The 20,120-nt window shown below is 69.6% G+C and carries 22 protein-coding genes; 2 read left to right on the top strand and 20 right to left on the bottom strand.

From position 1 onward, the window contains the following. The first annotated feature begins 101 nt into the window (after nt 1-101). Nucleotides 102-4,001, top strand: coding sequence for a DNA-directed RNA polymerase subunit beta' (locus AB0E14_RS18210; RefSeq protein WP_362418369.1), 3,900 nt, complete (start codon nt 102-104; stop codon nt 3,999-4,001). Between the two features lie 81 nt (nt 4,002-4,082). On the opposite strand, the gene AB0E14_RS18205 is transcribed toward AB0E14_RS18210, so the two are convergent. From AB0E14_RS18205 to AB0E14_RS18140, 14 genes are all read right to left on the bottom strand, one after another. After that, nucleotides 4,083-4,346 (bottom strand): hypothetical protein, encoded by a 264-nt coding sequence (locus AB0E14_RS18205; protein ID WP_362418366.1) that lies wholly within the window; start codon nt 4,344-4,346, stop codon nt 4,083-4,085. Then, nucleotides 4,333-4,566, bottom strand: a complete 234-nt coding sequence (locus tag AB0E14_RS18200; RefSeq protein ID WP_362418432.1) for a hypothetical protein — start codon at nt 4,564-4,566, stop codon at nt 4,333-4,335. Before AB0E14_RS18200 ends, AB0E14_RS18205 begins: the two co-directional genes overlap by 14 nt. 15 nt (nt 4,567-4,581) lie before the next feature. Beyond that, complete coding sequence (locus AB0E14_RS18195) at nt 4,582-5,496, bottom strand: peptidoglycan-binding protein (RefSeq protein ID WP_362418363.1); 915 nt, start codon at nt 5,494-5,496, stop codon at nt 4,582-4,584. Between the two features lie 103 nt (nt 5,497-5,599). Continuing rightward, the gene (locus AB0E14_RS18190; protein WP_362418360.1) at nt 5,600-6,007 is read right to left on the bottom strand and encodes an ATP-binding protein; all 408 of its coding nucleotides are present in this window, start codon (nt 6,005-6,007) and stop codon (nt 5,600-5,602) included. Nucleotides 6,008-6,037: 30 nt separating this feature from the next. Continuing rightward, nucleotides 6,038-6,682: a hypothetical protein gene (locus AB0E14_RS18185; RefSeq protein ID WP_362418357.1), complete on the bottom strand. Its 645-nt coding sequence runs from the start codon at nt 6,680-6,682 to the stop codon at nt 6,038-6,040. Next, complete coding sequence (locus tag AB0E14_RS18180) at nt 6,679-7,779, bottom strand: hypothetical protein (RefSeq protein WP_362418354.1); 1,101 nt, start codon at nt 7,777-7,779, stop codon at nt 6,679-6,681. Before AB0E14_RS18180 ends, AB0E14_RS18185 begins: the two co-directional genes overlap by 4 nt. Before the next feature lie 11 nt (nt 7,780-7,790). Then, nucleotides 7,791-8,936 carry a hypothetical protein gene (locus tag AB0E14_RS18175; protein WP_362418351.1) on the bottom strand — a complete coding sequence of 382 codons (1,146 nt, stop codon included), beginning with the start codon at nt 8,934-8,936 and terminating at the stop codon, nt 7,791-7,793. A gap of 33 nt (nt 8,937-8,969) precedes the next feature. Further along, complete coding sequence (locus tag AB0E14_RS18170; RefSeq protein WP_362418348.1) at nt 8,970-10,154, bottom strand: hypothetical protein; 1,185 nt, start codon at nt 10,152-10,154, stop codon at nt 8,970-8,972. A 41-nt stretch (nt 10,155-10,195) separates the two neighbouring features. Continuing rightward, entirely contained in the window at nt 10,196-11,395 is a 1,200-nt protein-coding gene (locus AB0E14_RS18165) for a hypothetical protein (RefSeq protein WP_362418345.1), read from the bottom strand. Nucleotides 11,396-11,444: 49 nt separating this feature from the next. Continuing rightward, nucleotides 11,445-12,371: a phage tail protein gene (locus AB0E14_RS18160; RefSeq protein WP_362418342.1), complete on the bottom strand. Its 927-nt coding sequence runs from the start codon at nt 12,369-12,371 to the stop codon at nt 11,445-11,447. A 95-nt stretch (nt 12,372-12,466) separates the two neighbouring features. After that, entirely contained in the window at nt 12,467-13,726 is a 1,260-nt protein-coding gene (locus tag AB0E14_RS18155) for a tape-measure protein (RefSeq protein ID WP_362418339.1), read from the bottom strand. Then, nucleotides 13,723-14,925, bottom strand: coding sequence for a phage tail protein (locus tag AB0E14_RS18150; RefSeq protein ID WP_362418336.1), 1,203 nt, complete (start codon nt 14,923-14,925; stop codon nt 13,723-13,725). The genes AB0E14_RS18155 and AB0E14_RS18150 overlap by 4 nt, the downstream gene beginning before the upstream one ends. A 52-nt stretch (nt 14,926-14,977) precedes the next feature. Next, nucleotides 14,978-15,733 (bottom strand): hypothetical protein, encoded by a 756-nt coding sequence (locus AB0E14_RS18145; protein ID WP_362418333.1) that lies wholly within the window; start codon nt 15,731-15,733, stop codon nt 14,978-14,980. A 141-nt stretch (nt 15,734-15,874) separates the two neighbouring features. Continuing rightward, nucleotides 15,875-16,063 carry a hypothetical protein gene (locus tag AB0E14_RS18140; protein ID WP_362418330.1) on the bottom strand — a complete coding sequence of 63 codons (189 nt, stop codon included), beginning with the start codon at nt 16,061-16,063 and terminating at the stop codon, nt 15,875-15,877. A 252-nt stretch (nt 16,064-16,315) separates the two neighbouring features. Here AB0E14_RS18140 and AB0E14_RS18135 point away from each other — a divergent pair, with 252 nt between their 5' ends. After that, nucleotides 16,316-17,125: a hypothetical protein gene (locus AB0E14_RS18135; RefSeq protein WP_362418329.1), complete on the top strand. Its 810-nt coding sequence runs from the start codon at nt 16,316-16,318 to the stop codon at nt 17,123-17,125. A 64-nt stretch (nt 17,126-17,189) separates the two neighbouring features. Here the strand turns inward: AB0E14_RS18135 and AB0E14_RS18130 are convergent, their stop codons facing one another. From AB0E14_RS18130 to AB0E14_RS18105, 6 genes are all read right to left on the bottom strand, one after another. Beyond that, nucleotides 17,190-17,489 (bottom strand): hypothetical protein, encoded by a 300-nt coding sequence (locus AB0E14_RS18130; protein ID WP_362418327.1) that lies wholly within the window; start codon nt 17,487-17,489, stop codon nt 17,190-17,192. A 113-nt stretch (nt 17,490-17,602) separates the two neighbouring features. Beyond that, nucleotides 17,603-17,893: a hypothetical protein gene (locus tag AB0E14_RS18125; protein WP_362418325.1), complete on the bottom strand. Its 291-nt coding sequence runs from the start codon at nt 17,891-17,893 to the stop codon at nt 17,603-17,605. An 88-nt stretch (nt 17,894-17,981) separates the two neighbouring features. Further along, a complete protein-coding gene (locus tag AB0E14_RS18120; protein ID WP_362418323.1) occupies nt 17,982-18,584 on the bottom strand; it encodes a phage tail protein in 603 nt (200 codons plus the stop codon). Nucleotides 18,585-18,774: 190 nt separating this feature from the next. After that, the gene (locus tag AB0E14_RS18115; RefSeq protein ID WP_362418320.1) at nt 18,775-19,182 is read right to left on the bottom strand and encodes a hypothetical protein; all 408 of its coding nucleotides are present in this window, start codon (nt 19,180-19,182) and stop codon (nt 18,775-18,777) included. Between the two features lie 277 nt (nt 19,183-19,459). Beyond that, a complete protein-coding gene (locus AB0E14_RS18110) occupies nt 19,460-19,807 on the bottom strand; it encodes a hypothetical protein (protein ID WP_362418318.1) in 348 nt (115 codons plus the stop codon). Between the two features lie 109 nt (nt 19,808-19,916). Next, entirely contained in the window at nt 19,917-20,102 is a 186-nt protein-coding gene (locus AB0E14_RS18105; protein WP_362418429.1) for a hypothetical protein, read from the bottom strand. Nucleotides 20,103-20,120: the final 18 nt, after the last annotated feature.

Genomic DNA, 20,120 nt, shown 5'->3' with positions numbered 1-20,120 from the left:
GTCCGGACGGGGACTCGGTGAAACCCACTGAGTCCCCGGCCGGCCCCAGGACCCCCGTTTCAGACCCCAAGACTTACAACCCTGAGAGGGATTGACGCATAGTGCTCGACGTCAACTTCTTCGATGAGCTCCGGATCGGTCTGGCCACCGCTGACGACATCCGTCAGTGGAGCCACGGCGAGGTCAAGAAGCCCGAGACCATCAACTACCGCACGCTCAAGCCCGAAAAGGACGGACTCTTCTGCGAGAAGATCTTCGGTCCGACCCGGGACTGGGAGTGCTACTGCGGCAAGTACAAGCGTGTCCGCTTCAAGGGCATCATCTGTGAGCGGTGTGGCGTCGAGGTCACCCGCGCCAAGGTGCGCCGTGAGCGGATGGGCCACATCGAGCTCGCCGCCCCCGTCACCCACATCTGGTACTTCAAGGGCGTTCCGTCGCGCCTCGGATACCTGCTGGACCTCGCGCCGAAGGACCTCGAGAAGGTCATCTACTTCGCCGCGTACATGATCACGTTCGTCGACGACGAGCGTCGTACGCGTGACCTGCCCTCGCTGGAGGCGCACGTCTCCGTCGAGCGCCAGCAGATCGAGAACCGCCGCGACGCCGACCTCGAGGCCCGCGCCAAGAAGCTCGAGACCGACCTGGCCGAGCTGGAGGCCGAGGGCGCCAAGGCCGACGTGCGCCGCAAGGTGCGCGAGGGCGCCGAGCGTGAGATGAAGCAGCTGCGCGACCGCGCGCAGCGCGAGATCGACCGTCTCGACGAGGTCTGGAACCGCTTCAAGAACCTCAAGGTCCAGGACCTGGAGGGCGACGAGCTCCTCTACCGCGAGCTGCGTGACCGCTTCGGCACGTACTTCGACGGTTCGATGGGTGCCGCGGCGCTGCAGAAGCGCCTGGAGTCCTTCGACCTGGACGAGGAGGCCGAGCGCCTCCGCGAGATCATCCGTACCGGCAAGGGCCAGAAGAAGACCCGTGCGCTCAAGCGCCTCAAGGTCGTCTCCGCGTTCCTGCAGACCGCGAACAGCCCCAAGGGCATGGTTCTCGACTGCGTGCCGGTGATCCCGCCGGACCTGCGTCCGATGGTGCAGCTGGACGGTGGCCGCTTCGCGACCTCCGACCTGAACGACCTGTACCGCCGTGTGATCAACCGCAACAACCGTCTGAAGCGTCTGCTCGACCTCGGTGCCCCCGAGATCATCGTGAACAACGAGAAGCGGATGCTCCAGGAGGCGGTCGACGCCCTCTTCGACAACGGCCGTCGTGGTCGCCCGGTCACGGGCCCCGGCAACCGTCCGCTGAAGTCCCTCAGCGACATGCTGAAGGGTAAGCAGGGTCGATTCCGTCAGAACCTGCTCGGTAAGCGTGTGGACTACTCCGCGCGTTCCGTCATCGTCGTCGGCCCGCAGCTCAAGCTGCACCAGTGCGGTCTGCCGAAGGCCATGGCGCTGGAGCTCTTCAAGCCGTTCGTGATGAAGCGCCTGGTCGACCTGAACCACGCGCAGAACATCAAGTCCGCCAAGCGGATGGTCGAGCGCGGCCGCACGGTCGTGTACGACGTCCTCGAAGAGGTCATCGCCGAGCACCCGGTTCTGCTGAACCGTGCGCCCACGCTGCACCGCCTCGGCATCCAGGCCTTCGAGCCGCAGCTGGTCGAGGGCAAGGCCATCCAGATCCACCCGCTCGTCTGCACCGCGTTCAACGCGGACTTCGACGGTGACCAGATGGCCGTCCACCTGCCGCTCTCCGCGGAGGCGCAGGCCGAGGCCCGCATCCTGATGCTGTCCTCGAACAACATCCTCAAGCCGGCCGACGGCCGTCCGGTCACGATGCCGACCCAGGACATGGTCCTCGGTCTGTTCTTCCTGACCACCGACGGTGAGCTCCGTGACACCAAGGGCGAGGGCCGCGCGTTCGGCTCCACGGCCGAGGCGATCATGGCGTTCGACGCCGGCGAGCTGGCGCTGCAGTCGCAGATCGACATCCGCTTCCCGATCGGCACCGTTCCGCCGCGCGGCTGGGTTCCCCCGGTCGCCGAGGAGGGCGAGCCGGAGTGGCAGCAGGGTGACTCGTTCCGTCTGCGGACGTCCCTGGGCCGCGCGCTCTTCAACGAGCTGCTGCCCGAGGACTACCCCTTCGTCGACTACTCGGTCGGCAAGAAGCAGCTCTCCGAGATCGTCAACGACCTCGCCGAGCGCTACCCCAAGGTCATCGTGGCGGCGACGCTCGACAACCTGAAGGCGGCGGGCTTCTACTGGGCGACCCGTTCCGGCGTCACCGTGGCCATCTCCGACGTCGTCGTTCCCGAGGCGAAGAAGGAGATCGTCAAGGGCTACGAGGCGCAGGACGAGAAGGTCCAGAAGCAGTACGAGCGCGGTCTCATCACCAAGGAAGAGCGCACTCAGGAACTCATCGCGATCTGGACCAAGGCGACCAACGAGGTTGCCGAGGCCATGAACGAGAACTTCCCCAAGACGAACCCCATCTTCATGATGGTTGACTCGGGTGCCCGAGGAAACATGATGCAGATGCGGCAGATCGCCGGTATGCGTGGTCTGGTGTCGAACGCCAAGAACGAGACGATCCCGCGTCCCATCAAGGCGTCCTTCCGTGAGGGTCTCTCCGTCCTCGAGTACTTCATCTCGACGCACGGTGCCCGTAAGGGTCTGGCCGACACCGCCCTGCGTACCGCCGACTCGGGTTACCTGACCCGTCGTCTGGTGGACGTCTCGCAGGACGTGATCATCCGCGAGGAGGACTGCGGCACCGAGCGCGGTCTGAAGCTGCGGATCGCCGAGAAGGGTGCCGACGGCATCCTGCGGAAGACGGACGACGTCGAGACCTCCGTGTACGCGCGGATGCTCGCCGAGGACGTCGTCGTGGACGGCAAGGTCATCGCGCCGGCCAACGTCGACCTGGGTGACGTGCTCATCGACGCCCTCGTGGGCGCCGGCGTGGAGGAGGTCAAGACCCGCTCGGTCCTGACCTGTGAGTCCGCCGTCGGCACCTGTGCCTTCTGCTACGGCCGTTCGCTGGCCACCGGCAAGCTGGTCGACATCGGTGAGGCGGTCGGCATCATCGCCGCCCAGTCCATCGGTGAGCCCGGTACCCAGCTGACGATGCGTACCTTCCACACCGGTGGTGTGGCCGGTGACGACATCACCCAGGGTCTGCCCCGTGTCGTCGAGCTCTTCGAGGCTCGTCAGCCCAAGGGTGTCGCCCCGATCTCGGAGGCGGCCGGCCGCGTCCGTATCGAGGAGACCGAGAAGACCAAGAAGATCGTCGTCACCCCGGACGACGGCAGCGACGAGACGGCGTTCCCGATCTCGAAGCGTGCCCGTCTGCTCGTGGGCGAGGGCGACCACGTCGAGGTGGGCCAGAAGCTCACCGTGGGTGCCACCAACCCGCACGACGTGCTGCGGATCCTCGGTCAGCGCGCGGTCCAGGTCCACCTGGTCGGCGAGGTCCAGAAGGTCTACAACTCGCAGGGTGTGTCGATCCACGACAAGCACATCGAGATCATCATCCGGCAGATGCTGCGCCGCGTGACGATCATCGAGTCCGGCGACGCGGAGCTGCTGCCGGGCGAGCTCGTCGAGCGCTCGAAGTTCGAGACCGAGAACCGTCGGGTCGTGACGGAGGGTGGCCACCCGGCCTCCGGACGTCCGCAGCTGATGGGTATCACCAAGGCCTCGCTGGCGACGGAGTCCTGGCTGTCGGCCGCCTCCTTCCAGGAGACGACCCGAGTCCTGACGGATGCGGCGATCAACGCCAAGTCCGACAGCCTCATCGGCCTCAAGGAGAACGTCATCATCGGTAAGCTCATCCCGGCCGGTACGGGTCTGTCCCGCTACCGCAACATCCGGGTCGAGCCGACCGAGGAGGCCAAGGCCGCGATGTACTCGGCCGTCGGCTACGACGACATCGACTACTCGCCGTTCGGCACCGGCTCCGGCCAGGCCGTTCCGCTGGAGGACTACGACTACGGTCCGTACAACCAGTAAGCGAGTCGCTTGATCGACCGAAGGGCGGTCACCCCGTTGCGTACGGGGTGGCCGCCCTTCGGCGTCTGTGCAACAGGAGGGCTACCGGCTCACGATCTCCCACATCGCGAAGCCGAGGCCCGCGGTGGCCGTGAGGGCGGCGATCGAGGCCAGCGGCCAGCGGGCACGTTCCAGCTCGTCGAGGCGGGCCTCGTGGTCGGCGAGCTGCTTGTCGGTCTGGTCGCTGCGCTGGACCAGGAGGGCGAGCGAGCCGTCGACGCGGGCGAAGCCGGCCTCCAGCGTGCCGCGGAGGCGCTCCAGCTCCAGCGCCACCGCCACCGGGTCGTTCGGGTCAGCCTCGGTCATCCGCCGCCCCCGGGGTGGTGCGCAGCCAGGAGGGCAGCAGGTTCTGGACGGCCGGTACGGCCATCACCCGGGTCAGCGCGCCGGCGGCGGCGAGCGCCCCGGCGACCCAGGGGAGGGTCGCGGGGAGGCCGGAGGCGTCGACGATCGCGGGGAGGACGACGGCGAGGGCGACCGCGGTCTGCAGGACGGTGCGGGCGGTCCGCTTGGTGGGCTCGGACAGGGCCATGGGGACTCCTCAGGTGGTGTGCGGGACCTTGAGCGCGTTCCAGGAGGTGGCTCCGGGCCAGCCGTCGGCGTCGGCTCCGCGGAAGCCGAGCTTGCGCTGCCAGGCGGCGTACGACTGGCGGTCGGCCTCGGACCAGCGGGGGCTCGGGCCGACCTGGTAGCGGCCGCAGCCCTCGGCCATCAGCCGGCGGCCCATCGCCGTGATGATCGGGGAACTCGGGGTGGTCTTGAAGAACGCGGTGCCGGGGAACGCCTGGTAGCGCGGCGGGGCGGGCTTCTGCGGGGTGGTCGGGGGCTGCTTCGACGGTGCCTGGCCGAGCCGCTTCTGGACGCGCTCGCGCATGCCCGGCATCGCGAAGCCGCGCGGGTCGCTCTTCCAGTCCGACCACTCCAGGTGGCCGATGACGGACTTGGCGCCCCAGCCGTGGGCGCGGCAGAGGGCGGCGGAGGTCCGTTCGATGGCGTCGAGCTGGGCGGCAGGCCAGGGGTCGGTGCCGTTGCCGAGGTTGATGCACTCGAAGCCGTAGAAGCGGGAGTTGCCGTCGACGGCCCCGGCGCTGCCCTGGTGCATGCGCGGGGCGGGCGGCCGGACCCCGTACGCCTCGGTGATCACGGCCTGGAGGACCGAGGGGTCTCCGCCGCCGGCGTGATTGGCGCGGCCGCCCGCGACCAGGTGGACCGTGCCGTCCTTGGCGATCACGCCGTGGCAGAGCGGGCCCGGGAGCCCGGAGTAGCCGTTGTAGCAGAGCTCGACGGAGGAGGCGGTGCCGCTGGAGACGGTGTGGTGGATCATCACGCCGACGACGGGGCCCCAGGCGCCGGTGTGGTTGCGGTGATGGGTGCGCCAGCCGTCGTGCTCGACGACCTTGACGCCTTCGGCACGGAGCGCGGCGACGAGCCGGTCCGCGGTGAGGGGAGTGGCCATGGGTGACCTCCGGGCTTGGGGGCTATGGCGGGGGTGCGGGCATGAAAAAAGCCCGCGCGGTGGCGGGCGTACGGATGTGGTGTGGGGCCGGGTGGCCCCTCGGCTACGGAGCGGGCTGGGGGGCCGGCTCGGGCTCCGGGGCCGGTTCGGCGGGCGGGGCCCAGGTCGCGCAGAGCGCGGCGTAGGCGGCGCGGCGGTGCTCGAAGTCGGTGAGCGCGGCCGCGACGGCCTGCTGGACGGCGGTGGGGTCGGGGAGGACCGGGTCCGCGTCCAGCGGGTTGACGACGACCGTGGCGTAGCCGCGCAGGGCGGTGCCCGCTTCTCCGACGGCGGTGACCTGGGCGGTGACGTAGACCGCCGGGTACGCGCCGGTCAGCTGGTCGGGTTCGAGCGGGCCGCCGAGGGTGTTGTCGTACAGGCGGACGCTGATGGTGTGGCCGCTCTCGGTGACGGTGCCGCGGCCGGCGTAGTCGATGGCCAGGCCCCAGGGCTGGTCGGGGTCGGGGATCATGGGTGGCTCCTTTCCAGTGGGCGGGGCGGGTCAGGTCTGGCGGCCGTGCAGGAGGACCGGCTGGGCGTACACGTTGCCGGAGCCGCTCGTGACGATGCCGTGGATCTCGAAGGTGATGGTCGCCCCGAAGCCGCCCTGCATGTCGGCGACGACCGGGCCGGTGTGGTCGAAGGTGCTGCCTGCGGCGACGGTCGGGCCGAACTGGACGCCGTCCACCATCACCCGGATCTGGCCGACGGCGGTGCCGGAGATCCGGGTGTACATCCGCAGCCGCATCTTGGGCTGCCAGATCGGGTTCTGGGACTGGGCGATGGTGGTCCAGACGGTGGCGTTGGTGGCCGGCCAGTGCGCGCTGGCCATGCTCTGCGGCGGGAGCATCGGCAGCCACGGTCGGGCGAGGCCGCCGGTGAGGATGTCGTCCGAGAGGACCTCGTGGCCGAAGGAGTCGTTGACCCGCAGCACCGGCTTGGTCGCGCCCGGACCGCTGCCGCTGATCTGGACGAGGGTGGTGGCCGTGCTCGGGTCCTGCGGGTCCGTCTGCCGCTTCACCGTGAGTGAGCCGTTGACGACGTCGTTGAGGGCGGGGCGCGTGTTCACGGCGGTGGACAGGGCCTGGATCCGGCGCTCCATCTGGATCAGCCGGTCGATGATGTCCTCGGGGAGCTGAGTCATCATGCCTCCTCGATGTAGAGCTCGGCGGTGTCGGGGCGGCCGCGCTCCGGGGGACTGACCTTGACGCCGATGACGCGGTAGCGACGGTCGAGGCCTCCGGGGTGCCACTCGTCGGTGATCCGGATCCGGGCGGTCCGGCCGAGGAGCGCCGGCGGGACGATCCCGCCGAGCCTGATGCTGATCTGGGGGATGAGCACGGATCCGGCGGCCTGGGCCAGGCTGGCGGCGGCCAGCGAGTTCAGCGTCGGGACGTCGCTGACCTCGTTGTGGTCCGAGGACAGGTCGACCCGCGGCCAACCGGCGTTCAGGAGTGTCGTGTCGACCTTCTCCGCCGACACGGTCGGCCGGGACTCGGCGGCGGCGTTGGTGTTCGCCGACGCACCTCGGGCGAGGGCGGTGGTGCCGCCGCGGGTCGCGTCGTCCGGGAAGGAGTACGACAGGATGGCGCCGGGCCGGTCGAAGAGCATGTCGGTCGCGCCGGTACGGATCTTCGGGTGGCCGAGCCGGAGTTGGCGGATGCGCTCGCCGGTGACCGGGTCGCGGTAGACGAGGATCTGCTGCTCGAAACCGTTCTCCTGGGCGGCGAGCTGGTCGAGCGCCTCCTGGTAGACGGTCTCGTCGCCGAGCCGCCAGGCCGCCGTCCGCTTGACCGGCGAGGTCTCCGTGCCGACGGCGATACCGCTCCGGCCAAGTCCTGCCTGGACCTCCGTCCACAGTCGGCGGGCGATGACCAGCTGGTCGGTCGGCGTGGTGTAGGTGATGTCGGTGCGGATGCGGCGGCGGGTGGCGTACGAGTCGAAGGTGGCCGCCTGGATGCCCAGGGTCAGCACACCGCGCCCGCTGGACTGCAGCGTGGTGGTCCAGACGATGCCGCCCCACCACAGGTCCCCACCGCGTTCCAGGTAGACGGTGGTACGTCCGGCCAGAACCTTGCGAACCCGGTCGGCCATCTCTTCGTTGGGTACGGGGATGGTGCCGGACAGGGAGCCGGCCCGGCCGATGTAGTCCTCGAACTGGACGTCCCGCAGCGGCAGGATGTCGATGGTCTGGTCGGTGAACAGGTCGCAGAAGATCGCCCGGTAGGGCGTGTCGAGTGCCATCGCGGGCCTCCTTACAGGACGTAGGTGGCGGAGACGTACACGGTCCGGCCGGTGGGGATGACCGCGGTGGGTGTCCAGGAACGGAGCGTGACCTGGGCGGTGGTGGCGTAGATCGTGCCGACACCGCACCCCTGGGTGTCCGTGGCCGTCGTGTCGAAGGTCATGGCGGGGGACCAGCCGGCCGGCAGGGTGCACAGCGGCTGCTCCGCGATGCTGCCGTTGGCGGGTGCGGTGATGTTCGCGCCGGTACGGGTGACCGAGACCCGCACCATGACGACACCTGCGCGGGTGCGGCGGCCGGAGAACGAGCCGAGACTCCAGCCGGTCAGCGCCGTCGCGCCGGTGAAGACGGGCTCGATGTCGTACGGCGCGTGGTAGTTGACCCATGCCGTACCGCTCCACCGCTGCAGCACGCCGTTGTTCTCGCGGAACTGCCCGGGGTAACTGCCCGTCGACAGCGTCCCGTTGGTGGCGATGCCGCCGATCTCCTTCGGGTAGGCGACCCAGGCGTTGCCGTCCCAGCGCTGGAGGTAGTGGGAGTTGTCGTTGTCCTGGTACTGGCCCGGGTACGCGCCGGCCGTGCCGGCGTTGTTGTACACGGGCAGGATGCCGCCGGCGCTCACGACCGTGGTGCGCAGGTCGGTGACGACGCCGCTGTCGGCCCAGCCGACGCCGCCGGTGCCGGCCGAGGCTCCGGCCTTGACCCGGATGGAGAACAGCGTGAGCGAGAGCGGGGGCGGGGTGGGCGCCACCGGTGTGGCGGCGGCCTCGCCCCGGACGATCTCGACGGTCGCCTCGTACTTGCCGCCCGCGTCGGCGTCGTGGTCCTGGACGCGGAGGACGACGAGGTCGATACGGGGGTTGAGGGGGTCGCCGTCGCCGAAGGTGAGGGTGATGTCCTCGTCCAGGGCGACGGGGTAGGCGCCGTCGGTGGTGGCGCCCTGGATGACGGCCCTGCCGTGGTAGACGGTGGCCGTCATCGGGCCGTTGCCGCTCAGCCACAGTCCGCCGACCCGGAACTTGCCGTCGTACGTGCCGGGCAGGACGCCGGAGCGGGAGGCGAGCGGGTTGGCGGGTGTCGTGGCGCCCAGCGAGGTGATACGGGTGTTCTGGCGGGTCTGCCCTGTGGGCAGGAGCCAGCCGGAGCGTACGGGCATGGGGGTACTCCTGTCGGACGGTCTGAGGCCGGGTCAGTTCTGGGGGGTGACCATGATGAAGAGGTTGTCGAAGTTGCCCTTGACCGATGTCGTGTTCGTCCCGACCTTGAACATGCCGGTCATCGTGTAGGTGAGCCCGGGCGTCATGCCGTAGAAGCGCGTCACGGACGCGACCGACGAGGCGGTGGCGCTGGTGTGGACGACGGCGATCTCGTCGTTCTCCGTGTACCAGGCCGTGGTTCCCTGCGTGATCCGGAGAGCCATCCATGCCGGCGTGGTCGCTGCCGAGCTGATGCGAGCGCCGTAGTTGACCACGACGGCACCCGACGCCGGCGCGACGAAGTTGACCTGGAGGGGGGTGTCGGTGGTCTCCGAGAGCGTCGGGGTGTACGTGGTCGACGTCGTCCATCCCGCGTCGTTGGTCCCCGTGAAGTACGGCCCCGGGACGGCCGGCCTCCACACCGAACCGTTCCAGCGCTGGAGTACGCCGCCCGCCGAGTCCCGGTACTGGCCCGTGTAGCTGGCCGTCATGTTCCCCGCGCTGTTCGGGATGATGCCGCCGAGCGAGGACGGGTACGACACCCACGCGCCGCCGTCCCAGCGCTGGAGCGCGCCGCCGGAGTCCTGGAACTGTCCCGGGTAGGCGCCCGGAACGACCGGGCCCTCGACGGGGAGGATGCCGCCGAGGGAGACGACCGGGACGCGCAGGTCCTTCAGAGCGGTGTTCCAGTTGATGCCGCCGTTGCCCGCGCTGGCGCCGGCGGGCACGGTCACCTCGTACAGCGGGAGGCTGCGCGGCGGGGCGGCCGGGGCCTTCGGCGTCGGTTCGGCCTTGCCCACGATGATCTCCACCAGGGCCTCGTTGCGCCCCGGGCCGTCGTACAGCGGGTCGTAGACCTTGAGGACGACGAGGTCGATGCGGTTGAACTCGTTGCCGGCCGCGAAGGTCAGCGGCTCGGAGGCCGGCAGGGTGACCGGGTAGACACCCTGGGAGATGTCGCCCTGGATGACGGCACGGCCCTCGGAGACGGTCGCCGTCATGGCGGAGGCGCCGGTCATCCAGAAGCCGGAGAGCCGGTGCTGACCGTTGTAGGAGCCCGGCAGGATGCCGGAGCGGACCTGGACGGGGTTGACCGCCGTGGTCGCGCCGATCTGGGTGAGGCGGGTGTCCTCACGGGTCTGGCCGATCTCGTTGACCCAGCTGCTGCGCAGGTTCATGGGGTTCTCCAATCAGGAAGGTGCGGGGTGGGCGGCGGACGTCAGGACTTGACCCACTCGGCGGTGAGGGTGCAGGCGTAGCCGGAACCGCCGAGCGTCTTCACCGCAGCGGTGTGGCTCTGGTACGCGGCCAGTTGCAGCGTGTTGCCGGCGTTGAGCTTGAGCAGGGCGCTGCCGCCCACGGCGATCGCGCCGTTGCCCGCGGGGGTGAGCCAGGTGGCGCGCTGCACGCCGGAGCCGTTGACCACGAGACGGGCGCCGCGCATGCCGGTCTGGGCGTCGTTGGCGAAGACGGCGTGCCCCGAGACGCGCCACCAGCCGGTGCGCGGCACCGTGTAGGTGTGGGATCCGTTCCAGCCGGTGGCTTCGTCGACGTCGACCGTCGGCAGGTTGAGCGCCGTCCACGTGTTCGACGCGATGCTCTGCACCTGGCCCGACAGCGTCTGCGAGGCGCAGAACAGGATGCTCGCCCGGCCCTGCGCGTACTGCCAGGCCTGGCCGTCCCAGCGCTGCAGGACCCCGGAGTCGTCGCGGTACTGCCCCGCGTACGTGCCGGCCGCCGCCGTGCCGCTCGGGGCGATGCCGCCGAGGGCCCGGGGGTAGGAGACCCAGGTCGTGCCGTCCCAGCGCTGGAGAGTGGAGCCGGCGTCGCGGTACTGGCCGATGTAGGCGCCCTTGAAGCCGCTGGTGGGCGTGATGCCGCCGAGCGCGACCACGGGCCAGTGCTGGGTGGTGACCCCGCCGGTGGTCCACGCGACGCCGCCGGTACCGGCCGAGGTCCCGGCCCGGACGGTGACCGTGTAGAGCGGGAGGGTGGAGCCGACGCCGGGGGCCGGGGCGACCGGAACGGCCCGTGCCTCGCCCTTGACCAGGCGTACGACCGCTTCCGTGGTGCCGGTCTTGTCGTACGTGTCGTCGACGACGGCCAGCTCGATCAGGTCGATCCGGTCGTACTGCGGATCGCCGTCCTCGAGGGTGAGGGTCTGTGGCGAGACGGCCGCGACCAGGTAGGCGCCCTGGTCGGTGACCTTGCCCTGCACGATCGCGCGGCCCGTGCCGATCACGCACTCCATCGGCGCGGTTCCGGTCAGGACGAAGCCGCCCGGCAGGACGCCGGGGCGGGAGCGCAGCGGGGTCTCCTCGGGGCTCTGGCCGCTGGGTGTCAGCAGGGCCGCGAGGGCGAGGCGGGTGTCCTCGCGGGTCTGGCCGGTGGCGGTGAGCCAGGCGGCGGTGACGGTCATGGTGCGCCTCTCTGTTCGGGGGTGGGCGGAGGGACGGTGACCGGTCGGCTCACCATTCGGCGCTGCGCCAGCGGACCGTCATCAGGGACTCCTGACCGGCTCCGTCCGGTCGGAACGCCAGCTCGGTGCGGCCCGGCTCCAGGAGGAAGAGCTCCTCGGGGCTGGAGTCGGCCATCGCGGTGTGGCGGCGGGAGGCGGTGTTGTTGAGCGTGACCGTGCCCTCGGCGGTGTCGACGACCAGCACGTCGCCGGCGGCCAGGTCGATGGCGTACCGCAACCGGCGCCGGCTGGTCCGCTCGGTGACGGTCGGCATGGAGCAGGGACCGTGGAAGGCGATCACCGGGTGGGTGGCGGCCGAGCCGGTGTTCTCGGCGACGACGTCGCCGGTGGACGTGGCCTGGCCCCAGTCGAGGGGCCAGGTCAGCGGCCAGGTCAGGCCGGACTCCGGCTGCGGGGCGACGGTGGTGACGGTCTGCTCGTTGACGGCGTAGCGGCGTGGGTCGGTGGCCAGCCACTGGACGGACATCTTGGAGCTGCCCTGGGTGGCGAAGCCCTGGTCGGCGGGGATGACCCGCTGCGCGATCCGGGCGCGCACGGTGAGCAGTTCGCCGTGCAGCCGGACGGTGAGCCAGCGTTCCTCGTCGAGGAGGGCGAGGGCCTGCCGCAGGGCTCGGACGGCTGCGGTGGCGGCGCTGTACTCCGGTACGAGCACGACCGTTCCGCCGACCTTGCGCGGCTTGGCGTAACGGGAGCCGGGCCATGCGCCGTGCGAGGTGGGCCGCTCGGCGTCGGACGAGTCGTACTCGGGCAGGTCCTCCCAGCCGGTGAGACCGGAGCGGTCGACGGCGAAGGGGGTGCCGGGGCCGATGAGAAGCCCGGCCCACTGGATCTGCCCGTCCTGGGTGATCAGCGAGCCGGGCGCGAGGTCGGCGGTGAATTCGGTTCCGGTGGCGTATGCGGTCGTGGTCTCGGCCATGGGGCCGTCACCTCACTTCTGATGGGGCGTCAGTGGTGGGCGGTCATCGGTGCGCGGGTGCGCGGGTGCGCGGGTGCGCGATCGGCGGTGCGCGGTCATCGGTGCGAGGTCGCGAGGAAGAGCAGGTCCTCTGCGGTCGACCGGGGGCCGGCGCCGGGCTTCTCGTGGAAGTCCCGGACGCGGTGCGGCCGCGGGGGCGCTTCGGTGAGGGCCGGGACGCGGCGGTTCTCCAGCACGGTGAGCGAGTCGATGCGGGGCGCGTCGGTGGCGCCGGGAAAGACGACACCGCCGTCGGCGAGCATCGGGATCTTGTCGAGGTCGACGCCGAACTTCTTGCCGAGGAAGTTGAAGCTCAGCTTGTTGAGGCCGTCGATGATCCAGTTGGCGAAGGCGATGAGACCGTTGATCGGTCCCTTGACGACGCCGATGACGCTGCTGAGCGCGCCCTTGATCAGGTCGCCGATGCCGCGCATGGCTCCGCTGACGGTGTCCTTGGCGGTGCGGAAGAAGCCGGGGATCTTGTCGGTGACGAAGGTCAGGATCGGCTTGACGGCGTTCTTGATCCCGCCGATGGTGCGGGAGGCGATCCCGCGCAGGGCGTTGGAGGCCGAGGTGACGGAGGCGCGGACCTTGGAGAGCCCGCTGATACCGGAGCCGACGATCTTCAGGGCGGTGGTGAACAGGGTCAGATACGCCTTGAAGTACGTACCGACGGCCTGGCCGAGCACCTTCATGATCGGCTGGAGGAAACTCCAGACCGACTGAAAGCCCTTCAGGACCTGTTGGAAGACCTGGTTCATGATCCGCTGCCCGGTCTCGCTGTTCATCGCGTACTCGATGAGCAGAGCGGCGACAGGCACGAGGATGCCGACGAGGAAGCCGATCGGGTTGGCGCGCATGGCGACGTTGATGGCCACCATGGCGACGGAGGCGACGGTCGTGAGGGTGCCGAAGGTCTCCATCAGCTTGGTGATGACGTCGGTGATCGGAAGGAGCGGCAGGAGGATGGCGACGATGCCGCCGAGGCCCTGGCCGAGCCTGCCGAGCGATGTCCTCGCCTTTCCGGCTCTGTCGCCGAACGACTTGACGCCGCGGTGGGCCGACGAGCGGCTCAGCTTGGTGACGGCACCGCCGGCGGAGGTGGCGTCGCTACGGAACCGACCGACGGTGGTGGCCGCGCCGCGGGCCTCGCCGGCAAGGCGGCCGACCTTGCCTGCGGCGTCGCGCAGAGCGCGGGTCAGTTCCCGGAGTGCCGCGTCGGCCGGCCGGACGGCGCTGCTCAGGTTGCGGAAGGCGGTGGGCGCCCCCGTGAGCAGGCGTCCGCTGTACACCGGAGTCAGGGCGATTGCACTCATCCGCGCGCCTTCACCAGGTACATCAGGGCCGCCGCCGTCGAGTGCGGGTCGCTGCCCCGGGCCGCGTGGTAGTGCTCGATGTGCAGCCCGGCACCCGCGGCGCCGGCCAGCCCGGTACGGGCCGTCATCTGGGCGCGGCGGGCCGTCAGGGCGAGCAGCCGGTCCAGCTTGGAGAGCGGGAGGACGGCCTCGGCCTCGCCGGCCTCGGCGAGGATCGCCGGGACACCGCCGTTGCGGGGCATGACGACACCACCGGTGGCGAGCATCGGGATGGTCGGGATGTTGACGCCGAAGGTCTTGCCGCCGACGAGCGGGACCCAGCCGGGGACGCTGACCTTGACCCGGTTGAGGCTGCCGATCATCCGGTTGATCAGCCCGATGACGGAGTTGATGGGGCCGGACACACCGCTCTTGATGCCGTTGAACGCCCGGGACGCGATGTCCTTGAGGCCGTTCCAGATGGACGACATCTTGTCCTTGACCGCCTTGAAGGCGTTCGGGATCGCGGTCTTGATCCAATTGACCACCGGGGTGATGACGGCCTTGATGCCGTTCCAGACGGTGCTGATGACGGTCTTGATCGCCTTCATCACCGTGGTGATGACCGTCTTCCAGATCTTCACGTAGGTCTTGATGACGGTGGCGACGGCCTTGACGACCGTGGAGATGGCCGACTTGATGCCGTTCCAGACCGTCTTGATCAGCTGGCCGGCCTTCTTCATGATCGGACCGATGGCCTTCATGACCGAGCTGATCACGGTCTTGATGGCGGCGAAGGCCTTCTTCATGATCGTCTGCATCGTCTTCGAGCGCGTCGCCATCTCGACGACCTTCTCGATGAGCGGCATGAACAGCTCGATCAGGCGGGCGAGGAAGTTGCCCTTCATGGACTTGTTGAGCTTGTCCTGACCCTTGGCGGCCTTGCCGGCGCCGGACTCGTACTTGCCGAGCTTGGTTCCGGCGGACTGACCGGTCTGGCCGGCCTTCGTCATGGAGCGCTCGGCCTGGTCGGTGGCGGTCTTCAGGTTCTTGAGCTGAGAGGTGGTGGACTGGGCGGAGGACTTGAGTTGCTTGACCCCGTTCGAGGCGGAGTTCGCGCCGCTGCCGATGCGGGAAGCGGCCTGCGCTCCCTGCTGGGCGTTGGACTTGAAGTTCCTGAGCGCCGAGGAGGTCGTGGAGAGTGCCTTGGTGAGAGACATGGTCACCTGATTTCACGGGAGGGGGCTGGGCCGATCGTGGTGACGGTGTTCGTCAGCCGGCGCGATCGGTCAGGGCGAGCGTGGTCTGCCCGAGAGCGGTCCGCAGCGCGTTGAGATCGGAGGTCGCCGTGGCTGCGTTCGTCTTCCACTGCTCTTTCGCGTCTTTCTCCTTGCCCAGGAGGTTGTCGAGCTTCGTGAAGGTTTTGGAGACGCTCTTGGCGAGTTTCTCGGCGGATCCCTTTGCGCGGTCGACCCTCTTCTGCAGCCGGTCGACCTCGTCCCTGGCCATGGCCGACAGCGCTCTCGCCCGGTCGAGCTGCCGCTGAGTGCCGCGTCCTTCGTCCAGCCGGCGCTGGGCGTCGCGTTCCTGCGCCTCGGCTCCACGCAGTCGCCTCTGAGCCTGGTCCAGTTCGCCTTGGCGCGTGGTCAGCCTCTCCAGCTTCTTCTTCAGGCCTTTCTGCTCGTCGAACAGCGCCCTCTGGTGGTTCTCGACGCGCAGCTGGAAGTGCTTGGCCTTGTCCGCCCACGGCCAACCCAACCTCTGACGGCCGTTGATCGTGAGGCCCTTGTCGTCGAGCTTGAGCCAGGTGTAGTCGATCTTGGCGAGGCCGAGGGAGAGGGCGAAGAGGCCGGCCATCTCGACCTTCATCAGGGTGATGTCGCCCTTTACGGCGGTGACCGTACTTGTCCAGCCGAAGGCCATTTCCTTGGTGGCCTGGTAGTCGGCCTCGTTGATCCAGGGGGCGTACCAAAGCGATCCGGATGGCGGCGTTTTGGGGTTCGGCGGGGGCGGCGGGGGAGTTGCCATTGCTGTCCTCGATTCGGAGATGTCGTGCCGCAGCGCACCCGGAGACGCCGAAGCCGCCTGCCCTGGGGAGGTGCAGACGGCTTGTGTGCGTGGCCGTGGGGGTTCTCCCGCGCGGCGAGGCGTGACGTGCGGTACGGGGTGTCAGCGGCGTCGTTCGGCGAGGGCGTCGTTCCACCCCGCCTTGTACGCGCGGATCTCGCGAGCCGCGACCTCTGCGTCGAGGGTGGCGAGCAGTGCGCGCTTGTCGAGGGGACCGGGGCCCTGGAGCAACGCGTTGAGGCGATCGTGGAGCGTGGCCCCGGTGCGGTTTCCCCCGGTCTGAGACGTCATGGTGCCCTGCCTTTCGGCTATCGAACGTACGTACGAAGCATTGTCGAACAGAGGTTCGAGCTTGTCGAGCCTGAAACGTCTGACGGCGTGTCTTCTGACGGTGCCCCCGCAGGGATTGGTCCTCGATCGGGAGCCTGTGTTCGACAGGGGTACTCTTGAAGGCGCGTTCCCCGGGCCCGACACAGTCGCGGGGGGCGAAGGGGCGCGAGGGGCGCGTGGGGACCCCGGGGGGTTGGAAGGCAGTGCGGACGCATGGACACGGAGCCGGGCGCTAACCGGCGGGAGCGAGTCACTGACTGGCTCGAGTCCCACGCGGATCTGCCTCACCTCTTCGCACGGCTCTCCGAACTGGTCCACGTCCACGGGTACGCACCGGAAGACCTCGTCGTCATGCCGCGGGCCGTGATCGACAGGCGAGAGGCGGCCGCGTTCACGGCAGGGTGGGCCGAGGCCATGTCGGAGGAACTCCCGCGTATACGGCGCGAGTACGAGAAGCGCGTGGGAGACGCCTACGCGCAAGGTCAGGGTGACGCGCGTGGAATCCGCCGTCCCCAGCGGCGCGCTGACGCCGGCGACGGTGCCCGTGTCATCCCGCTGCCCTTCGCTCGGCTCCTCGAACCGCCCGCCGTTGTTGTCCAGACCGAGGCTCGGATGCGTACGGAGCGCGAACTCCTCGACCGTGGACCAGAACAGGATCTTCCGCAGGACGAGCCCGAGCACGCGAACGCCGGCGGGCCGCAGCAGGACGAGGCCTCCCGTCCGCGCACCGAAGAACCCGCTACCGAAACCGACATCCCGCCGACCGCCCAGGAGAGCCGCACGCGCAGGCCGACGCAGCCTGTACGGAAGGTCGTGCGAGGCAAGGGCGGCCGCCCGATCGTGCCACCGCTCGCCGGGGTCCCCGGGCAGGCCGGGTCCGGCAGCGACCGCTCCACCCCTGCACCGGCGGAGCCCGACGAGCGCGCCCGCAAGGCGCGCAGGCTTTCGGAGCGTGCCAGGGCCTTGGAAGAGGAACTGACCGGGGAGCGAGCACAGGAAGCGCCCCCGGAGCCAGATCCCTGACGGGAACGGGCTCCGGGGGCCATGGGGGATGCGGCATCAGTGGGCGAGGTAGGCGGATGCGGAATCAGCCGAAGAACCGGGCGAGGGCCGCAGGGGAAACGCCTTCGCTGCTCCTCGCCTCCGCAGAGTTCTCGTCCGGCTCCTCGTCGTCCTCGTCCGCGGCATCCGGACGCGGGACGGGCGAGGGGTACTCGGGCTGCTCGTCGTCCTCACCCGTGTTGACGGCCTGGAACATCCAGTTGGCGACGGCCAGATGGTCGACCGCCGCCGCGAGCAGGTGGTCGGTGATCGACCACTCCGCGCTCTCGCCGTGCAGCTCCCGCTGGACGGCGCCGTCCCGTGGCAGATGCCTGATCAGGGCCATGAGCCGCCGGCTGGAGAGCTCACCCCGGTGCCAATCGAGAAGATCGACGCGGTAGTAGCGGAGCAGGTCCGCCTCAAGTGCCTCGGCGTGTTCGTCGACGAACTCGACGAGGCTCAGTCTTCCCCCAGGCCGAGCCCGGTCTCCTTGCCGTAGGCCTCCAGGATGGCGGCGACGTCCTGCATGGTGAGGTCGTGCTCCTCGAAGCGGGCGAACTGTTCCTCACCCATCAGGAGCGCGAGCAGGCCGTCCACGTCGTTGTCGTCGAGCCTGCGCAGGGCCTTCGCGGTCGCGCGGGACAACTCGGTGGGGAGCGTGTAGGACTCGCCGTCCAGCTCGAAGGACCAGGTGCGACCGTGGGCCTCCAGGCGCTGGGCGCGGGCGGCGTTGACGTCGAAACGGGCCATGGTGATGCGTACTCCTTGTTCGAGTGGGTGAAGAGGAGAAGGGGTGGGGCGGGACGGCGGTCGGCCGTCCCGCCCCGGGTGGAGAAGGTCAGACGGTCGCGGAGTACTGGCTGTCCTTCATGAGGAAGGACGCCAGCGGCTTGCCGTTGCCGTTCGACATGGCCGTGAAGGTGATGCCCAGCTGCGACGCCGCCTTGCGGGCCAGCTTGATGTCGTCCGACGCGGTGACCTGGCCGCGCGGGATGATGAAGCGGTACGTGACCGCGGTCGTGCCACCGGCCTTGACGTCGGTGAACTCCAGGCCGAGGGCGCGCACGTCCGCGAACGGACGCTCGGCGATCTCGTACTTGTAGGTGTCGGTCGCCGGGGCGCCCACCGCCTCGACCTTTCCGCCGCCCATGAAGAACGGCAGCGTGGACTCGTTGAACTGGAGCATGGAGAACTTCAGCGAGAGGTCACGGGCCGAGTAGATGTAGTGCACCGGGGAGACCGACTGCCACGAGTCGATGGCCTCCAGCTTGTCCTTCTTCGAGAAGGTGACGCCGTCGCCGGTGGTGAAGCCGAGGTCCGTCCAGGACGCCCAGTCGGTGGCGGAGTCGGCGCCGAAGGCCGGGATGTCGGTGCCGGCGTTGGCCACGTAGAGCTTGCCGACGCCTGCGACGCGGATCTCGGCGGAGTTGTTTCCAGCCATGGTGGGTTTCTCCTTGGGATGAGGGAGGGGTGGGGCGCCGCACCGGGCGTCGGGCCCGGGTACGGCAAAGGCCCCGCCGGACGGCGAGGCCTGGTCTGTGGGGTGAGCGTCCGTCAGGGAGCCGTACGGGCTCGGGGGACCCTCGGATCGCGTGTATGAAGACGGCTCGGGAGTCGCCTCGCTGGTCGTCTCAGAAGACGCTGAGGGAGAGCTGGATCACGCAGAGGTAGCGGTTGGCGCCGCGGTAGACGTAGTCGGGCAGCCAGCGCGGGCCGTCCTGCTCCTCGACGTCGCTGACGAAGTTGACGCCGATCTGCTTGCCCATCGTGGCGAGCAGCGCGCGCCGGGCGCCGTTGGCGAGCACGTGGGCCGCCTGCTTGGTCGGCCCGTACACCTCGAACTCGATCAGCGGCTTGTCGACGTGCAGGTCGCCGATCCAGGCGCCGCCGCGGCGGTTCACCAGGACGGCGCTCTGCGTGCCGTCGAAGCCGGCGGGCGCCTGGACGGCGATCGTGGCGCCGGCCAGGGCCGGGTCGGCCTTGAGGACGTCGACGACCAGCTTCTCGACGTCCGGGAACGCACTCGGGGGAGTGGTCATGACGGTTCTCCTCAAGAGGGGAAGGGGAGGCGGGACGGTTGTGGTGCGGGTGTCGCTTGTGGTGCGGGGGCCGTCCGGGGCGCTCGACGCGGGGAAGGGGGGAGGGGCGCGGAGCGCTCCCGGACGGCGAACGGCGAAGCCGTCGCCCGTTGTTCGGGCACAGCTCCGCCGCTGCACCAACTGTGACAGAGAGCGTGCGCGCACGCAACTAATTCGTCTGGCGGTTCGGCGCCCACTCGGAACGCCAGGCCCGAAGGGCCCGATCGGAAACGAGTGGCTACCGCCGCAGCCAGCCCTTCTTGGGGGGATCGAGGCGGGCCGGCTCGCGTGCCATCACCAGCTCGGCGACGCTGACGCGCAGGTGCCGGGTCTGCTTGATCGGGTCCGAGGTCCCCTCGTACTGCTTGTAGGAGGACCTCTCCACGAGCCAACTCGTTTCAGACGTACGGAACACGAGACGGCCCTCCCCCTCGGGCGGCGTGCCCCTCACCCACGTGCGGCTGGTCTCCTCCGCCCGGGCGATGGCGGCTTCCCGCCCACCGTCGACGGGGACCTTGTCCACCAGGCGCCAGACGTTGTCGCCGCTGTGGTACTCGTTCGCCTCCACCAGCACGTACCAGCTCATGACCCGACCCCCTGAGTTGTCCGACGCTGAACCGGACTGTAGGCGAACGGCGAAGCGCCCCGCGTCTCTTCAGGAGACGCGGGGCGCTTCGTCGTGCGGTACGTGCGAGCTAAGCGGTACGAGGACGGCGGCGGGCCGTTCGTTCCGCGGCGAACACGTCCTCCAGTCGGAACAGTTGAGCCCGGCCCGCCTTGCCGGCCGCCCGCAGGTGGCCCAGCTGGACCCACTTGCGGATCGTCGCCGGGGCGACGCCCGCCTCCTCGGCGGCCAGGGGGCCGGGGATCAGGGCGGGCATGGCCGACAGGCCCGGGGT

The organism is Streptomyces sp. NPDC047981 (assembly GCF_040653315.1).
GTDB lineage: Bacteria > Actinomycetota > Actinomycetes > Streptomycetales > Streptomycetaceae > Streptomyces.
The sequence above is the reverse complement of the archived record's forward strand: the minus strand, read 5'-3'. Positions and strand labels throughout refer to the sequence as shown.

What these genes read in the sequence shown, in the direction of transcription:
- AB0E14_RS18205 (WP_362418366.1), bottom strand. Translation starts at nt 4,346, where the DNA reads ATGACCGAGGCTGACCCGAACGACCCGGTGGCGGTGGCGCTGGAGCTG.
- AB0E14_RS18195 (WP_362418363.1), bottom strand. Translation starts at nt 5,496, where the DNA reads ATGGCCACTCCCCTCACCGCGGACCGGCTCGTCGCCGCGCTCCGTGCC.
- AB0E14_RS18190 (WP_362418360.1), bottom strand. Translation starts at nt 6,007, where the DNA reads ATGATCCCCGACCCCGACCAGCCCTGGGGCCTGGCCATCGACTACGCC.
- AB0E14_RS18185 (WP_362418357.1), bottom strand. Translation starts at nt 6,682, where the DNA reads ATGATGACTCAGCTCCCCGAGGACATCATCGACCGGCTGATCCAGATG.
- AB0E14_RS18180 (WP_362418354.1), bottom strand. Translation starts at nt 7,779, where the DNA reads ATGGCACTCGACACGCCCTACCGGGCGATCTTCTGCGACCTGTTCACC.
- AB0E14_RS18175 (WP_362418351.1), bottom strand. Translation starts at nt 8,936, where the DNA reads ATGCCCGTACGCTCCGGCTGGCTCCTGCCCACAGGGCAGACCCGCCAG.
- AB0E14_RS18170 (WP_362418348.1), bottom strand. Translation starts at nt 10,154, where the DNA reads ATGAACCTGCGCAGCAGCTGGGTCAACGAGATCGGCCAGACCCGTGAG.
- AB0E14_RS18165 (WP_362418345.1), bottom strand. Translation starts at nt 11,395, where the DNA reads ATGACCGTCACCGCCGCCTGGCTCACCGCCACCGGCCAGACCCGCGAG.
- AB0E14_RS18160 (WP_362418342.1), bottom strand. Translation starts at nt 12,371, where the DNA reads ATGGCCGAGACCACGACCGCATACGCCACCGGAACCGAATTCACCGCC.
- AB0E14_RS18155 (WP_362418339.1), bottom strand. Translation starts at nt 13,726, where the DNA reads ATGAGTGCAATCGCCCTGACTCCGGTGTACAGCGGACGCCTGCTCACG.
- AB0E14_RS18150 (WP_362418336.1), bottom strand. Translation starts at nt 14,925, where the DNA reads ATGTCTCTCACCAAGGCACTCTCCACGACCTCCTCGGCGCTCAGGAAC.
- AB0E14_RS18145 (WP_362418333.1), bottom strand. Translation starts at nt 15,733, where the DNA reads ATGGCAACTCCCCCGCCGCCCCCGCCGAACCCCAAAACGCCGCCATCC.
- AB0E14_RS18140 (WP_362418330.1), bottom strand. Translation starts at nt 16,063, where the DNA reads ATGACGTCTCAGACCGGGGGAAACCGCACCGGGGCCACGCTCCACGAT.
- AB0E14_RS18135 (WP_362418329.1), top strand. Translation starts at nt 16,316, where the DNA reads ATGGACACGGAGCCGGGCGCTAACCGGCGGGAGCGAGTCACTGACTGG.
- AB0E14_RS18130 (WP_362418327.1), bottom strand. Translation starts at nt 17,489, where the DNA reads ATGGCCCTGATCAGGCATCTGCCACGGGACGGCGCCGTCCAGCGGGAG.
- AB0E14_RS18125 (WP_362418325.1), bottom strand. Translation starts at nt 17,893, where the DNA reads ATGGCCCGTTTCGACGTCAACGCCGCCCGCGCCCAGCGCCTGGAGGCC.
- AB0E14_RS18120 (WP_362418323.1), bottom strand. Translation starts at nt 18,584, where the DNA reads ATGGCTGGAAACAACTCCGCCGAGATCCGCGTCGCAGGCGTCGGCAAG.
- AB0E14_RS18115 (WP_362418320.1), bottom strand. Translation starts at nt 19,182, where the DNA reads ATGACCACTCCCCCGAGTGCGTTCCCGGACGTCGAGAAGCTGGTCGTC.
- AB0E14_RS18110 (WP_362418318.1), bottom strand. Translation starts at nt 19,807, where the DNA reads ATGAGCTGGTACGTGCTGGTGGAGGCGAACGAGTACCACAGCGGCGAC.
- AB0E14_RS18105 (WP_362418429.1), bottom strand. Translation starts at nt 20,102, where the DNA reads ATGCCCGCCCTGATCCCCGGCCCCCTGGCCGCCGAGGAGGCGGGCGTC.